Annotated in this window: 6 protein-coding genes and 1 pseudogene; 5 read left to right on the top strand and 2 right to left on the bottom strand. The window is 42.3% G+C overall.

What is annotated here, in order from left to right; all coding sequences use genetic code 11:
* Positions 1–207 precede the first annotated feature (207 nt).
* The 4 genes and pseudogenes from HCG69_RS18295 to HCG69_RS18280 all read left to right on the top strand — a co-directional run bounded on the left by HCG69_RS18295 (position 208) and on the right by HCG69_RS18280 (position 9,223).
* Positions 208–3,261, top strand: coding sequence for a TonB-dependent receptor (locus tag HCG69_RS18295; RefSeq protein ID WP_221651216.1), 3,054 nt, complete (start codon positions 208–210; stop codon positions 3,259–3,261).
* Positions 3,262–3,374: 113 nt separating this feature from the next.
* Entirely contained in the window at positions 3,375–4,904 is a 1,530-nt protein-coding gene (locus tag HCG69_RS18290; RefSeq protein ID WP_221651215.1) for a RagB/SusD family nutrient uptake outer membrane protein, read from the top strand.
* A 429-nt stretch (positions 4,905–5,333) separates the two neighbouring features.
* Positions 5,334–7,688 (top strand): annotated as a pseudogene (locus HCG69_RS18285) (glycoside hydrolase family 3 N-terminal domain-containing protein); the annotation flags it as partial.
* A gap of 176 nt (positions 7,689–7,864) precedes the next feature.
* Complete coding sequence (locus HCG69_RS18280) at positions 7,865–9,223, top strand: glucoamylase family protein (RefSeq protein WP_221651213.1); 1,359 nt, start codon at positions 7,865–7,867, stop codon at positions 9,221–9,223.
* Between the two features lie 448 nt (positions 9,224–9,671).
* On the opposite strand, the gene HCG69_RS18275 is transcribed toward HCG69_RS18280, so the two are convergent.
* Complete coding sequence (locus tag HCG69_RS18275) at positions 9,672–13,271, bottom strand: ATP-binding protein (protein ID WP_221651212.1); 3,600 nt, start codon at positions 13,269–13,271, stop codon at positions 9,672–9,674.
* 232 nt (positions 13,272–13,503) lie between these two features.
* On the opposite strand from HCG69_RS18275, the gene HCG69_RS18270 reads away from it, so the two are divergent.
* Positions 13,504–13,929 carry a hypothetical protein gene (locus HCG69_RS18270; protein ID WP_221651211.1) on the top strand — a complete coding sequence of 142 codons (426 nt, stop codon included), beginning with the start codon at positions 13,504–13,506 and terminating at the stop codon, positions 13,927–13,929.
* Positions 13,930–14,012: 83 nt separating this feature from the next.
* Here HCG69_RS18270 and HCG69_RS18265 read toward each other — a convergent pair whose 3' ends face one another.
* A complete protein-coding gene (locus tag HCG69_RS18265) occupies positions 14,013–16,553 on the bottom strand; it encodes an outer membrane beta-barrel family protein (RefSeq protein WP_221651210.1) in 2,541 nt (846 codons plus the stop codon).
* Positions 16,554–16,940: the final 387 nt, after the last annotated feature.

The raw sequence follows: 16,940 nt of genomic DNA, 5'->3' as shown, positions 1-16,940 counted from the left end.
TGCTCATTCCGATCAGATTCAAGCCATCTCACCTTCCCCATCTTCGTCCTCTTTCCCACTGTTAAAAATCACGATTAACACTCTTATCCTAATCTTTTTTACTACTTGTTTGTTCACTTTAATATTTTCGTCGCCACTTAATGTGACAATAAGGCCCAAGAGAGTATTCTAATAAAGTAGTTCATGTAAATAGTAAAATTTAACGCAATGAGACCTAGACCTTTACAACATCTTCCTGAAGAGAAGAGAACCTCCTGGCTAAGGAATATCCTTGCCATAGCCTGTCTGTTACTGACTTCGTCATCTCTGTTTTCCCAAACAAGAACAGTGACAGGTACAGTAACCGACGCGCTGAATGAACCCCTGATCGGGGCATCAGTACTGATACAAGGTACTTCCACCGGAACGGTCACTGACCTGGATGGAAATTATTCTATTTCTGTCACTCCGGATAATGTACTTGAATTTTCATACGTAGGTATGCAGAAACAGACGATTCCTGTGGGACTGCAAACGGTAATCAACGTTGTGATGAAAGACGACTCACAGATGCTGGGTGAGACCGTAGTCATAGGATACGGTAGTGCTAAAAAACGCGACCTTACCGGTTCTATCACCAATATAAAAGGTGAAGAAATTGCTAACAAGCCCGCTACCAACCCACTTTCTTCTCTGCAAGGAAAGATTGCCGGTGTACAGATTATCAATAACGGACGCGCCGGTGATGATCCTGAAATACGTATCCGCGGAACGAATTCTATCAACGGCTACAAACCTTTGTATATTGTAGACGGACTCTTCAACGACAATATAAACTTCCTTAATCCGGAAGATATTGAATCAATGGAGGTATTGAAGGACCCTTCTTCATTAGCCATATTCGGTGTACGTGGTGCGAACGGTGTAATCATTATCACCACTAAAAAAGCAAAAGAAGGACAAACCAGAGTAAATATCAATACTTCTTTCGGTTGGAAATCAGTTGTGGACAAAATAGCGATGACCAATGCCGACCAGTTTAAAGAATTATACAATGAACAGCTGACCAATGAAGAGACTGCTCTTTTTGACTTCAGCAACTGGAACGCTAATACAGACTGGCAAGACGAAATCTTCCAGAACGGATTCATTACCAATAACAATATCAGCATTACAGGTGCTTCCGAGAAGCATAGCTTCTATCTGGGTGTAGGCTATTCCCACGAACAGGGCAATATCAAGCATGAGAAGTTCAGTAAAGTAACCATCAATGCAAGTAACGAGTATAAGCTAACAGACTTTTTCAAGGTTGGTTTCCAACTGAACGGCGCACGTATCTTACCCGCCGATGCCAAACAGGTATTGGGCGCTATACGTACCACACCGGTTGCCCCTGTATACAATACAGAGTATGGCCTTTACACAGCCCTGCCGGAATTTCAGAAAGCACAGATGAACAACCCGATGGTGGATGTAGATCTGAAAGCCAATACTACCAAAGCTGAAAACTACCGTGCTTCGGGCAGTATATATGGTGAAATTGATTTCCTGAAACATTTCACAGCCCGTGCCACATTCTCTATGGATTATGCTTCGGACAACGGACGAACTTACACACCAATTATCAAAGTATATGACCCTACCGTGCAGGGTAATGTTTCAACTTTGGGAACTGGAAAGACAGAGGTGAGCCAGTTCAAACAGAACGAAACAAAAGTACAGAGCGATTACGTACTGACGTATACCAATAGTTTCGCTGACGGTGCACATAATCTGACAGCCACTGCCGGTTTTACCACCTATTACAATTCACTGAGCAGACTGGATGGCGCCCGCAAACAAGGAGTGGGACTCGTTATCCCCAACGATCCGGACAAATGGTTTGTCAGTATCGGAGATGCAGCCACTGCCACCAATGGGAGTACGCAATGGGAACGAACAACCGTATCCATGCTGGCACGTGTCATCTACAATTACAAAGGGAAATACCTGTTCAACGGTTCGTTCCGTCGGGATGGCTCCTCCGCCTTTTCATATACAGGCAACCAATGGCAAAATTTCTACTCGGTAGGTGCAGGCTGGCTAATGAGTGAAGAAGAGTTTATGAAAGATATCAGTTGGCTGGACATGCTGAAACTGAAGGGTTCATGGGGTACATTGGGTAATCAGAATCTGAGTACCGCCTATCCGGCCGAACCGCTACTGAAAAATGCATATTCGGCTATATTCGGTAAACCGTCCATCATCTATCCGGGATACCAACTGGCATATTTGCCTAATCCCAATCTCCGTTGGGAAAAGGTGGAAGCCTGGGAAGTGGGATTCGAAACGAATATGCTCCGCAACCGGTTACATCTGGAAGGAGTATTCTATAAAAAGAATACGAAAGATTTGCTTGCAGAAGTTCCGGGTATCTCCGGTACTATCCCGGGCATCGGTAATCTGGGAGAAATCAGAAACAGTGGTGTAGAACTGGCAGCAACCTGGCGTGATCAGATCGGGGATTGGGGATATTCAGTAAGTGCAAACCTGACTACGATCAGCAACAAAGTAAAAAGTCTGGTACAGGAAGGATATTCTATCATCGCCGGAGATAAGAGTCAAAGTTATACAATGGCCGGTTATCCGATAGGTTACTTCTACGGTTACAAGGTAGATGGCGTGTACCAGTCACCGGAAGATATAGCCTCCTCTCCTACCAATACCTTGGCCACCGTAACTCCGGGTGATTTGAAGTTCAAGGATGTGAACGGTGATGGCAAGATTACCCCGGAAGACCGTACCATGATTGGCGATCCGACGCCGGACGTCACCTACGGTATTTCTTTAGGAGTATCTTACAAGAACTGGGACCTCAGCGTCGAAATGATGGGACAAGGGGGCAATCAGATATACCGTACCTGGGATAACTATACCTTTGCTCAATTCAACTATATGGCGCAGCGACTCGACCGTTGGCATGGAGAAGGCACATCAAACAGCCAGCCATTGCTGAATACGAAGCATTCCATTAACCGTGAAAACTCGGAATACTACGTTGAAAGCGGACGTTTCTTCCGTATCCGCAACCTGCAACTGGCGTATACTTTTGATAAAGCGTTAATTGCCAAAGCACGCATGCAGGCGCTGAAGGTATACTTCAATGTTCAGAATCTGAAAACATGGAAGCATAATACCGGATATACACCGGAATTAGGCGGTTCCGCCATTGCTTTCGGAGTAGATAACGGTAGTTATCCTGTGCCCGCCGTTTACACTTTCGGCATCAACTTAACCTTTTGAGAATGGAAAATTGAAAGTTGAAAGTTGAAAGTGAGCTGCGCTATCAGGCTGCATAGCAACTATCAATTGTCAACTGTCAATTGTCAATTAAATAATAATCAAAGAAAGCAATTATGAAACTATATATTTATATATTATCCTTGTCATTAGTTATCGGGGCGATGACACTGACAAGTTGTAACGACTTTTTAGATCGTAGTCCACAAGGACAATTTACAGAAGACGACGATCCGAACGCATTGGTAAATGGCAAGATTTACAATGTTTACACCATGATGCGTAACTTTAACATAACTGCAGGGACACCGGCATTCGCCATCCATAGTTTCCGAAGTGAAGATGCCCAAAAAGGCAGTATAAGCAGTGATGGTTCGGACATTGCAGAAATGTACGACGATTTCATCTACACACCTACCAATGGTTTATTGGGTGGATACTGGAGTCAGAATTACGCAATCATCTTCCAGTGCAATGACATCCTTACCTCTATTGAAGAGAGTGAAGCGAGCGGCAAGCTGACGGAAGAAGATCTCCGTAATCGCGGAGAAGCGATGTTCTTCCGTGCCTACTGCTACTTTAACCTGGTACGTGCTTTCGGCGAAGTTCCTCTGATCACTTTTAAAGTGAATGATTCTTCGGAGGCAAATGTGCCCAAAACCACCGCAGAGAATCTTTACAAACAAATAGATAAGGATCTTGCCGGAGCCGAAAAGCTACTGCCGGAACAATGGACAACAGAATACTTAGGTCGTCTTACCTGGGGTGCCGCCCGTTCACTCCATGCACGTACGTTCATGATGCGCAATAATTGGGACAGCCTTTATGTAGCCGCCAACGATGTCATGTCAAGCGGACTTTATAATCTGAATACTCCCTACGAGAAGATATTTACAGACGAAGGTGAGAATAACAGTGGTTCTATTTTCGAACTACAATGTACAGCTACAGCAGCAATGCCCGCCAGCGATGTAATAGGTAGCCAGTTTTGTGAAGTACAGGGAGTGCGTGGCGCAAGTCAATGGGATCTTGGCTGGGGATTCAATATGGCAACAGAAGAGTTGTATAATGCCTATGAAGCGGGAGACCCACGTAGAGATGCAACCCTCCTCTACTTCCGTAAGAACGAGACAGATCCGATCACTCCTGAAAATACAAATACCCCTTACAATGAATCGCCTGTATCTCAGGCTATGGGACGCGCCTTTAACAAGAAAGCGTATACAGATCCGGCCTTGCGGCGTGAATATACCAATAAAGGTTTTTGGGTAAATATCCGGCTTATCCGTTATGCAGACGTAGTGCTAATGGCGGCCGAAGCTGCCAATGAGTTGGGAAAGACAGGAGAAGCCAATGCCGATCTTGAAATGGTACGGGCACGGGCACGTGGCAACAATCCGAATATTCTTCCAAAGATAGAATCGATGGATCAGACTGTACTTCGTGACGCCATCCGGCACGAACGACGGGTAGAGCTTGGAATGGAATTCGACCGTTTCTATGATCTCGTACGATGGGGCATTGCTTCTGATGTGCTTCATGCAGCAGGAAAGCTGAATTATCAGCCCAAGAATGCACTATTGCCGTTACCACAAACGGAAATAGATAAATCGAAAGGAGTATTGGTACAAAATCCTGACTATTAATGACATCAATTAATTTAGTGTAAAGTCCATGAAATCTTAAAATAGAGGGAGAATAGAGAAGAAAGAGGCAAGCTGTATCAGCACACCGAAGGGTATAAACCCAACCTATAATAATCTCCTATCATTCATAGACTTACGCCCATAAAAAGTTCTACCTTTAAAGGGATATAGATACATAAATAAGGCAGCTTCAGTGACATGCTGATGTCACCTTCAATGACATCCCGATGTCATGGGTGATGACATCCCTGATGTTACTGGTGGTGACATCACGATGTCACTGAAGGGTACATCAGCATGTCATATATGGCGACGCTAAAAACAGTTATAAATATCAACACTGATATGCCATATACAGTGATATCCGGATAGGATAAAAGAAGATATTATCAGCCTGTCAGTTCAAATCAATTATAAATAAAAACAAATATGAGTAAAGTAATTAAGAAACTAAGTATTCTGTTTGCAATTGTCCTGAGTGGTACAATCAGCGTTCAGGCACAAAAGTCTCCACAAGACATGAATCGTTTCATCGATGCATTGATGAAGAAGATGACTGTGGATGAAAAGATTGGCCAGCTCAACCTTCCCGTGACCGGTGATATCACCACCGGACAGGCCAAGAGCAGCGACATCGCCGGGAAAATAAAACGGGGTGAAGTAGGCGGACTCTTCAACCTGAAAGGAGTAGAAAAAATCCGCGACGTACAGAAACTTGCCGTAGAGAATTCCCGACTCGGTATTCCTCTGTTATTCGGCATGGATGTCATTCATGGATACGAAACAATCTTCCCCATCCCACTGGGCTTATCATGCACGTGGGATATGAAGGCCATTGAAGAATCGGCCCGTATCGCTGCTGTCGAAGCAAGTGCAGACGGTATCTCATGGACTTTCAGCCCTATGGTAGATATCAGCCGTGATCCGCGTTGGGGACGAGTATCCGAAGGTTCCGGCGAAGACCCGTTCCTCGGTTCACTCATTGCCCGGGCCATGGTAAACGGATATCAGGGAAAAGAGCCGTCAAGCCAGCTGAAACGTAATGATGAAATTATGGCTTGCGTCAAGCACTTTGCACTTTATGGAGCAGGAGAAGGCGGACGGGATTACAATACGGTTGATATGAGCCGCCAACGGATGTATAACGAATACTTCCCTCCCTTTGAAGCCGCCATTGAAGCAGGAGTAGGCAGTGTGATGGCTTCGTTCAATGAAGTAGACGGAGTACCCGCCACAGCCAATAAGTGGTTAATGACAGATGTTCTTCGCGGTCAGTGGGGATTCGGTGGATTTGTAGTAACTGACTATACCGGAATTTCCGAAATGATCGATCATGGTATCGGTGATCTCCAAACCGTTTCAGCCCGTGCCATCAATGCCGGAGTAGATATGGATATGGTGAGTGACGGTTTTGTCAGTACACTGAAAAAGTCGATTCAGGAAGGGAAGGTTTCTATGATGACCCTAAATACCGCCTGTCGTCGTATTCTGGAAGCCAAATATAAACTGGGATTATTTGATGATCCGTATAAATATTGTGATCCGAAACGTCCGGCACGCGACATATTCACCCGCTCACACCGGGATGCCGCCCGCCGCATTGCTTCAGAAAGCTTTGTGCTCTTGAAAAATGACAATCAGACTCTCCCCCTGAAAGCAACCGGAACGATTGCCGTTATCGGCCCGTTGGCAGATACCCGGACGAATATGCCGGGTACATGGAGTGTAGCAGCCGTACTGGACCGTTCACCGTCACTCATTGAAGGACTCCGCGAAATGGTAGGCCGGATGGATGAAATGCCGCTCAACCAGCCGAATGAACCGTGGTATATTCCTCTGATGGAAAACGGAGCTGACATCAATCTACTGTATGCCAAGGGTAGCAATCTGATCAGTGATGCTGCTTACGAAGAACGCGCTACCATGTTTGGCCGTTCTTTAAACCGTGACAACCGTACGGATGCCGAACTGCTAAAAGAAGCAATAGCAACGGCCAACAAAGCAGACGTTATTGTGGCCGCTTTGGGAGAATCCTCTGAGATGAGTGGCGAGAGCAGTAGCCGTACCAATCTGGATCTGCCGGATGTACAACAAACGTTATTGAAAGCATTGGTCGCCACCGGTAAGCCGGTCGTATTAGTACTGTTCACAGGCCGTCCGCTGGTTCTGAACTGGGAACAAGCCAACGTACCTGCCATCCTCAATGTATGGTTTGGTGGAAGTGAAGCTGCTTATGCAATTGGTGATGTGCTGTTTGGTCGCGTTAACCCCAGTGGCAAACTGACCATGAGCTTTCCGCAAAATGTAGGACAAATACCTTTGTACTATGCTCACAAAAATACAGGACGTCCATTACATGACGGTAAATGGTTCGAGAAATTCCGCAGTAATTACCTTGATGTAACGAACGAACCGCTTTATCCATTTGGTTTCGGACTCTCTTATACCACCTTTGCATACAGTGATATCAGTTTGAGCCAGACCAGTATGAATATGCAGGGAGTTCTGACAGCTTCTGTAAACGTTACCAATACCGGAGCATTCCCCGGCGGAGAAGTTGTACAGCTCTACATCCGTGATCTTGTGGGTAGTACTACCCGCCCGGTAAAAGAGTTGAAAGGATTCGAAAGAATCTATCTCCAGCCCGGCCAGACACGCACTGTTACTTTCAAGATAGCACCCGAAATGCTGAAGTTCTATAACTACGACCTGCAATATGTAGTAGAACCCGGAGACTTCAGCATAATGATAGGGCCTAATAGCAGAGATGTACAAACGGCGAGCGTTCGTTTAATTGACAGTTGACAGTTGACAATTGACAGTTGCTGCGCTGTATACTGGCTGCGCAATCACGCTGCATAGCAACTGTCAATTGTCAACTGTCAACTGTCAACTAAACAAGGTTTCACGCTGCACAGCAACTTTCAATTTTCAACTTTCAATTTTCAATTAACAAAGACATGAAACATATCTCTTTTTATACACTCTTCTGTTGCCTCTTACTGGTAACAGGGGCGTGTCAGAACAATAAAAAATCAGGTGATAAGAAAGACGCTTCTCTCACCGACAGTCTGACTACAGACGCATTGCTGGATACAGTTCAGCGACGTACCTTTCTCTATTTCTGGGAGGGAGCCGAGCCCAACAGTGGTCTTGCTCCCGAACGTATCCATATGGACGGTAAGTATCCCGCCGGTGGACCGGACATTGTCACTTCCGGTGGTAGTGGTTTTGGTATTATGGCCATCCTGGCAGGTATAGACCGTGGCTACGTTTCACGCACAGACGGATTGGCACGTATGGAGAAAATAGTTTCCTTCCTTGAACGTGCCGACCGCTTCAAAGGTGCTTATCCGCACTGGTGGCAGGGTGAAACAGGAAAGGTGAAACCCTTCGGACAAAAAGACAATGGCGGGGATCTGGTAGAAACAGCATTCCTCATGCAAGGGCTACTTGCAGTACACCAGTATTATATAGACGGAACTCCGCAGGAAAAAGCGTTGGCACAAAGAATTGATAAACTCTGGCGGGAGGTAGACTGGAACTGGTACCGTAAAGGAGGACAGAACGTGCTCTACTGGCACTGGAGCCCGGAATACGGTTGGGACATGGACTTCCCTGTTCATGGCTACAACGAATGCCTCATAATGTACATACTTGCTGCAGCATCACCCACCCACGGTGTTCCTGCCGCTGTATATCACGAAGGATGGGCACAGAACGGAGCCATTGTATCTCCGCACAAAGTAGAGGGTATCGACCTTCATCTACGCTATCAGGGAACCGAAGCCGGACCGCTCTTCTGGGCGCAATATTCCTTCCTGGGGCTTGATCCCGTAGGACTGAAAGACGAGTACTGCCCAAGTTATTTCAATGAAATGCGTAACCTTACGCTTGTCAACCGCGCTTACTGCATCCGCAATCCAAAGCATTACAAAGGATTTGGTCCGGACTGCTGGGGACTGACCGCCAGTTATTCGGTAAATGGTTATGCCGCCCACTCCCCCAATGAACGGGAAGATTTAGGAGTCATCTCTCCTACTGCTGCCCTGTCATCCATTGTATATACACCGGAGTATTCTTTGCAGGTAATGCAACATCTTTATAACATGGGAGACAAAGTGTTTGGCCCTTACGGTTTTTATGATGCATTCAGCGAAACCGATAACTGGTACCCGCAGCGCTATCTTGCTATAGATCAAGGACCAATAGCAGTAATGATTGAAAATTACCGGACCGGATTATTATGGAAACTTTTCATGAGTCATCCGGACGTTCAGGCAGGATTGAAAAAGTTAGGATTCAACAAGCCAGCTTAAAAAAAGAAAAGGTATAGCCGTTACTTCGTTCATCAGTTTTGAATGTATTTCACTACAGAGTAACACGGAGTTCCACAGAGTTTAAATCTTTATTGAAACGCAGATGAACGCAGACTTTCGCAAAGGGAAACAAATCTAAGATAAAGAAATACAGTCTTTTAATCTGTGTTAATCCGCGTTTTATCAGAGAAATAGTACTCTGTGATACTCTGTGGTAAGTTTCGCTCATTTCTATTCAGGTATGAATATAAAAGGGTACTTCCGGGATGAACAGGAAGTACCCTTTTGCCTAAATACAATCAGGCCATCTGGTAGAGATGAAATATAGCAGCCTGATTGTGGAAATTACGGCTTGTCACAAGAAGTAATTTCAGAAACAAACAATATATCCAAAGGAGGAGGCCATCTTCTTTCAACTAAAAATGACCTCTCCATTTATTAAAATGAATTATTCGGTTGGCTCAATAGTAATAGTAAACTTCGCACTCTTCTGAGTACCATAAACATAATCAACAGCTGCTTCAACTTCTACAGTTACAGGCTTAGTCAGATTGATGTCTTTCTTCAATGAGAATTTACCACCAGCAATATTGAAATATTCCTTAGCAGACAATGTCTGATCCGTAGTACCTACTTTACCATCCTTAACGATGTAACGAACGCGATCTGTTTCAGGGAAAGTTACTTGTCCTGTTTCTGAAGCAGGTTTAGTTCCTGTTACCATAGTATATACAGTCTTACCGTAAGTTACAATCGCACCTTTTGTGATAACATCTGTTCCAAATCGATCCTTCAAGTTAAGAGCAGTAGCAACATCCAGCGTATTGCCAAGAAGAATATCAGCCTTCTTATATGTCAGATCCTTTGAAGAAATCTGCTCGCTCAACGGATAATACATCTTGATACTGAATTCTTCGGATGCAGCCACATTCGATGCAATTTTCGCAGAAAGTTTAACTTTGAATTCTGACAAATCAACGTATTCAGTAAATTCAATATTACCGTCAGCATCCAATGTCACACCTGTAGGAATGTCTCTTGCATCAATGGTACGGTCACCATTCAAGTCTTTAGTCGGAACTAACTCATAGATATAGTCTACATCATTTGAATAGTAGAAGTAACCAATGCTCAATTCATTATTGATAAGATATGCAGCATCACCGGCCGGTTTATCATATTCCAAGAAATAAGTCTTGGCATCCGTCCAACGTACTTCCTGATGTTTCAACAAGTCAGCAGCTGTAGGATAAGACAGGTTCAAAGTAGCAGTCAGTGTAATATCACCATAAAGATCAGTATGGTAAATCGTACTCATTGCATAAGTCTTACGCTCTGCATTGGCAGGCAAAGTAACCGTTATCTTATCAGCATCAACATCGAAGTTAAATGTAGGTTGAGCAGCAGTTGCAAGAGCATTACCCACTTTATGTTCAATCTTAGCAGAAGCCAGATTCTTGATAGCATCTAAAATCTCTTGTGCAGTAGCACCGGCTATAAGTTGATCTGTAAAGTTATTAGCTTTATTAGCCTTGATGATAAAGGTTTGCGCCGCGTTAGAAGCATTATCAGACCACATAAATGCACCGTTTTTCTCAGTAAATGCATTAGAAGACCCTGTTTGAAGATCCTTTTTAGCAATTGATCCATAAGCAATAGTAGCACCTTCTGTATTATTGGTCACAGTATAAGTTACCTCGAATTGCTTATTAGGTACACTTTGTGTATTAACTCCAAATACGTTGTTATCCACCAGTTTAACCTTGAGTTCATTACCTACATTATTAATGTTCACTGATTTCAATTTAACAGCAGCTTTTGTTACTTCAAATCCTTTAGCCGTTAATTCAGCCTTAATTGCGTTCACGTCAGCTGAAGCTGTAGAAGCCAACACCACCCATCTGCTTTCTGCTGTACAATAGATAGAGTATACTTCCAGATTCTGAGTAAATCCACATTCAGCCAGCGTCAACGGTCTGCTTCCATCCGTATAGTTTACTTTAAACAGACTAACAGGTTTCTCTTCAACATCTGTATATGCTATCTCTTTTGCTGAAGGAGAAAGAGCATAAGTTCCGTTAGTGATACCCTTAACACGAAGATTAAAGTAATCAGTTGTAACGTCATTTACAGGTCTACTGTTCGGTTCTTCTTCCGTACCATATTCCTTAGATGTAGCAAGTTTCAAAGCAACCGGATAAAGATTATCAACTAAAGCATCACTCACTTTAGCCTTAATTACAATTGTACCTGCATTGGTTCCGACTTTAACACCACCAGCAACAATTTTCAATGAGCTTTCACTTGTAGCTCTTGTTTCCAATGCATCTTCCTGATAGAATGAGAAGATCTCAGGTTTAGCAAGTGCTAATTTAACAAGATCCGCCACTTTTTCAGCAGGAGCAATACGGAATGTCATTTCTACTGTACCATTTACGCCATTAATAGTATAGGCAGGAACAATGGTAGTACCGTTTGCATCTTTATACTGAGGAACAAATACAATACTTTGGATACGTTCCAATACAGAATTCAACTCCTGGTCTATCTTATCAACCTTGCCTGTTACATCAGAAATTGCAGCCTCAATAGCAGCTTTGATAACGGCACTGTTCTCCAGAGTTGCCTGAATCTTATTAGCAATAGTCTGATCAATAGTACCAGGGCCCGTCTTTGCAAGAGCATCCGTAATCAAATTACTAACTGTAACCTCAAGATCATTCAATTGCTTAATCAAACCGGACTCTTCATTACCTACAGTTTCCTTCAAAGAAGAGAAGTTTTGCTTTAATTCGTCGTAGTCAGATTTATCAAATACATCAAGCCCTTCCAATGTTTCAATACGTCCGGCAAGTTCAGCATCTGCCTGTGCATATTCGCTCTGCAGACTACTTACAGCAGCTGCTATATCAGTAGCAATTTTTGTAGTAATAGCAGTATTCAATGTAGAATTGGCCTCATCAATGTATTTCTTTACAGCTCCTACTTCTGTTCCAAGCCCATCAAGTCTATCCTCAATGCCGGTAATCGTCCCCTGAATACTACCGATTGTACTCAAAGCACCATCAATTGCTGTTTTATTAGCTGCAATATCAGCCTTCACAGCATTAAGATCTGTAGCCGGTTGATTTTCCAGTTTAGTAATACGCTCTTTCAATGCAGTAATATCTGTTTCCAGCTTACCGATCTGAACATCCATCTGTCCTTTAGCTGTTTCTAAAGCAGCAATTCTACCTGCCAGTTCACCTTTCACAGCAGCCAGATTAGCAGCGGTTTCTGTTTTAAGAGCATCGGTAACAGCTGTCATTTCCGACTTCACCTTTTCGATATCAGCGGCTACGGTAGCAGCATCCGCTTTCTTTGCAAGATCTTCCTGCAATTTAGTTATGCTTTTCTGAATCGGATCAAGTGCAGCTGCTATTTTTGTATCAACCCCAGCAACACTTTTCTTTAACTCGTCGATAGCTGTTGACAATGCAGCAACTGTAGTTTGGTCAGCCTTACCTGCCAACACAGTATTCAGACTCTCAACCGTATTTTCCAGTTTACTGATTCTGGTAGCAAAATCCGAATCTTGGCTCTGCAATTTCTCTATCGTCTTTTTCAACTCGTCAATCACCGACTTGTCAACCTTATTTGCCTTCAAATCATTAACGGCAGTTTCCAAAGAAGCCAAAGCAGCTACTTTATTAGCCAAATCAGTACATTTCTCATTCAGCTCTTTAATAGCCGCCTGATAAGTAGCCTGATCCACCTTCCCATTCACCAGACTGGTGAGAGTCTTATCTGCTTCTTTCAATGCTTCAATGTTGGTCTTAATCTCAGCAATAGCAGCTTCCATCTTAGCATTTGCGACACTCAGATTGCCATTGGCATCCTTCAGTGATTGCAATTGAGATGCTAAATCTGAAATAGAAATAGACTTCAGAGCATCAACCTGTTCTTGCAGCTTGTTGATGTCATCGTCGTAATCCTTGCATCCAACGAAATTCGTAGATGTAAAAATTAGCGTTCCTAAGAGCGCTACAGTTACAAACTTTTTTCTCATAAGTTAAAAAATTACATTAATAATATATTATTAAACACTAAGTTTCGTATATGCCGCTATTGTGTAAATTCTTCCCAAACAGCTACTCATCAATCATTTAAAAGTTGGACGACATGTATTATCAATGCCGTTTTTTTAGTAATTTAGCCGTAGCATAGCCCTATTACGGCGCAAATATCAAACATTTATTTGATATAACAAAACAATTAATTGATTATTTTTTTAATATAGTATGGATATAATTGATAGATTACAAGAAATAATAAACTACTCAGATCTGAATGTATCTTCTTTTGCGAAAAAGATAGGCGTTGTAGATCAAACAATTAGAGGAATAGTTGTACAAAGAAGAAATAAGCCGGGATTTGATATTCTGGCCAAGATACTTCAAACATTTACTTGGATCGATGCAGAATGGTTAATAACCGGAAAAGGAGAGATGATCAAGCAAAAAACAACTACGAAAACCGAAAACAGTCCATCATTAGCGGAATTAATTCAATATCTACGGGAGAAGGATTTAAAAATCGAACGGTTGATAGAAGAAAAGACGGAGTTGAAAGTAAAATTTGAAATGGCAAAAAAAATAAATATACAGAAAGAAGAACAGCCCCATACTCCGTGTATGCCACAAAATAAGATGAGTCAGGATATGTAATTACTACCTGATTCTATCAGAAGGATTGTACCGTATAACAGAAATGCCTGCATTTTTCGAAAAAATGCAGGCATTTCTGTTATTCAATTTGCCCCACCTTGACCACCACCGCCGCCGTCACCACCTTTTACATCATCGTTCTCAATGGTACGGGCAGCCTTTTTCACACTGGCTTTCAGCTCACCAATCCGGTAACTTATGCTCATACCAAAACGTTGACGGGAATAACGGTAAGCACTCTCCTGCCAGAAGTTATCTCCGTTCACCATATTTTTATTCGTCATGTATTTCTTAAAGAAATTTCCGGCGAAAGCACTCACTGTCAGACGCTTCTCCTTAAGAAAAGAGCGGTTTACACTAATACTGTAGTCATAATAACTACTTCCCTTGCCTTGCAAAGAAACATAAGGAGTACTTCCCATTACGTTTATACTCAGCCGGATCTCCAGCGGCAATGTTTGCTGTACTCCACCATATGCAAATAAATTCCATCCGCTATTCTTCAATCCCTGAGAAGGGCTCTCCATGCGTGAATAATTTCCCCACAGATTCATATAAACACGCGTTTTAGGCGAAGCATTCCAGTTAACATAACCACTTAATCCAAGATTACTATTCTTACCCGAATTCTGATAAGTAGAATAAAGTACCTCCTTGCCTGTATGTTCTTTCAATCCAGGAATATCATTATCATTCATCAGAGTTGTTATCCGCTCTATACCATTATTGTTAAACGAATAGTTTAGTGCCATATTAATATTAAACTTCTGCGTAAAATTACTATAACTAATATTAAAAGAATGACTCTTTTCGCTTTCCAACGATGGATTTCCCTGACTTATATAAGATGGATTAGCATCATTCAAATACGGATTCAAGTACCAGATACTTGGTCGCCAGATACGCATATTATAACCTGCACGGACATTCGACATTTCTGTAATTTTAAAACCCAAACTTGCCGAAGGTATAAAATCATCAAAATTCACATTAAAACTCTCTTCCGGCTTTTCTGTATATTTCACATCCTGCATAGTACGTTCATAACGTATACCGGCCCTGCCCGAAAACTTCTTCACCTTAATAGCATACCCGGCATATGCGGCCAGTATATCATTCAGATGTTTGTAGTGACTACTGCGGTCCGCATCATATTCACCTACCTTGTCATAACGGTTATTATCACTTTTATTATTGCGAATAATATATTTCGCACCTGTTTCAAGCGTATGTATTTTGGCTATCGGAGTCGTATAATCTGCTTGAAAAGTATGCTCCGAACTATTCTGCTTTTCATCAGAGCTATGTCCGTCAAGAACAGTATTCACATAATCTTCCCAATCGGGTTCAACATGATTAATGGTATAGCCTAATTTTGAATTAGAGGTACGAGGGCGCGTACTCACTTTATAAGATAAGGTGAACATACGCTCCTTTACCTTTTTTGATGTACGCTGATAATCGACATTCCCACGGATAGAATACCACGAACCATCACTTTCACTATCGTTCTTGTATGAATAATAAATACTTTCCGAAGAAGCCGGATCAGCATTTCTCATTATTGATTCGTTATATCCATTGCTATCATTATTGCCTCCATACATGCCAAATCCCATTGTTACCAGACGCAGAGTATCTATCTCATAACTTGCCTCCAGGTTACCACTCTGAAAATTGCCTTTTCCCTTGTTGGAGCCATCAGACAAAATTACCGTCTCCTTATTGGTAGACCCCTGTTTCTGCCGCTGAGTAGAACTTGAATAGCTACGAGGATTATTGTTAGCACTATAATTATAACGTGCAGAAAGGGTCAGCTTCTCCTTTTTTATAGTAGTGTACAAGCTTCCACCACCTCCCGTATTACTTACATTACCGCTAAAAGTTGCCGTATATCCTTTAAATCCACTCCCTCCTATCGTTACGATATTAAGAATACCGCCTACTCCTTCAGCATCATATTTCGCACCGGGATTTGTTATTACTTCAATATGTTTGATCGTATTGGCCGGCATACTTTTAAGAACATCCACGGGGTTGTCACTCATCATGTTATCCGGTTTCCCATTCACATGGATCTTAAAGCTGCTACTACCATTCACTTTAATGTTATCCTCGCCATCCACCGTCACCAAAGGTACTTTACGAAGCATTTCCAGTACTGTATTGGTTTTAGAGTCCGGATCATCCTGCACATTATACTCTATTTTATCTATATCAGCTTTTACCAACGGTTTCTGTGCAACGATCTCAACGCCCCCCAGTTCATTGGTGGCTTCCGAAGTGTACAAAGTGCCTAAATCAATAATCTTCTCATTCACTTTCACCTCAAAATCTTTAATCACAGTACTTTTTCCTATAGAGGTAATTGTAATCGTATGGATACCCGGCGCAGCATTAATCTTTTCCTGAAACTTTCCCTGCATATCGGTAACTGCCATCTTCACTGCATTATCCGGCTGCGATTTTTTCACAATCCTAATGGTAGCATAGGGTTCACCTTCCAGAGTTAAAGAGTCAAGAAGTACACCTTTTAGTGTATAAGAAGGAGATGTCGTGTTTTGTGCATAGACTGCATTTGATACAATAAAGAGCATCAATAATGGTAGTAAGTTGCTTTTCATGTTATTGTCGGTTCTAATTTATAGTTTACTAAGACAGATGTCATAGTCTTTATTTACAGTGTTGCGACAAAAATAGGTAGTTTATTTCCTCTTACGAAACATTCGGAGTTAAGAAAGTAAAAAGAGAGCCGAAAAGATATCAAAGAATACATCTTTAGAAAATAACTGATATACAAGAAACCGGAACTTATAAAGTAAATCAGAAGATTCGATTAAAAAACTTGCCATAAAGCACTGATAATCAATAACTACAAGAATGTACACTTTTATCATGTAAGAATGTACACTTTTGCATATCAAGATTGTACACTCTTGTGGTTCTTCTTCAATTTAGTTGAACCGTGTTTGATAAGTCACTTTTGCAAAGTAGGCTCTATGGGATTCAAA

The organism is Bacteroides sp. K03 (genome assembly GCF_019734355.1).
Lineage (GTDB): Bacteria > Bacteroidota > Bacteroidia > Bacteroidales > Bacteroidaceae > Bacteroides > Bacteroides nordii.
Note: the sequence above shows the minus strand (reverse complement) of the source record. Positions and strands in the feature narration are given on the sequence as shown.

What these genes read in the sequence shown, in the direction of transcription:
- HCG69_RS18280 (WP_221651213.1), top strand. Translation starts at nt 7,865, where the DNA reads ATGAAACATATCTCTTTTTATACACTCTTCTGTTGCCTCTTACTGGTA.
- HCG69_RS18295 (WP_221651216.1), top strand. Translation starts at nt 208, where the DNA reads ATGAGACCTAGACCTTTACAACATCTTCCTGAAGAGAAGAGAACCTCC.
- HCG69_RS18275 (WP_221651212.1), bottom strand. Translation starts at nt 13,271, where the DNA reads ATGAGAAAAAAGTTTGTAACTGTAGCGCTCTTAGGAACGCTAATTTTT.
- HCG69_RS18265 (WP_221651210.1), bottom strand. Translation starts at nt 16,553, where the DNA reads ATGAAAAGCAACTTACTACCATTATTGATGCTCTTTATTGTATCAAAT.
- HCG69_RS18270 (WP_221651211.1), top strand. Translation starts at nt 13,504, where the DNA reads ATGGATATAATTGATAGATTACAAGAAATAATAAACTACTCAGATCTG.
- HCG69_RS18290 (WP_221651215.1), top strand. Translation starts at nt 3,375, where the DNA reads ATGAAACTATATATTTATATATTATCCTTGTCATTAGTTATCGGGGCG.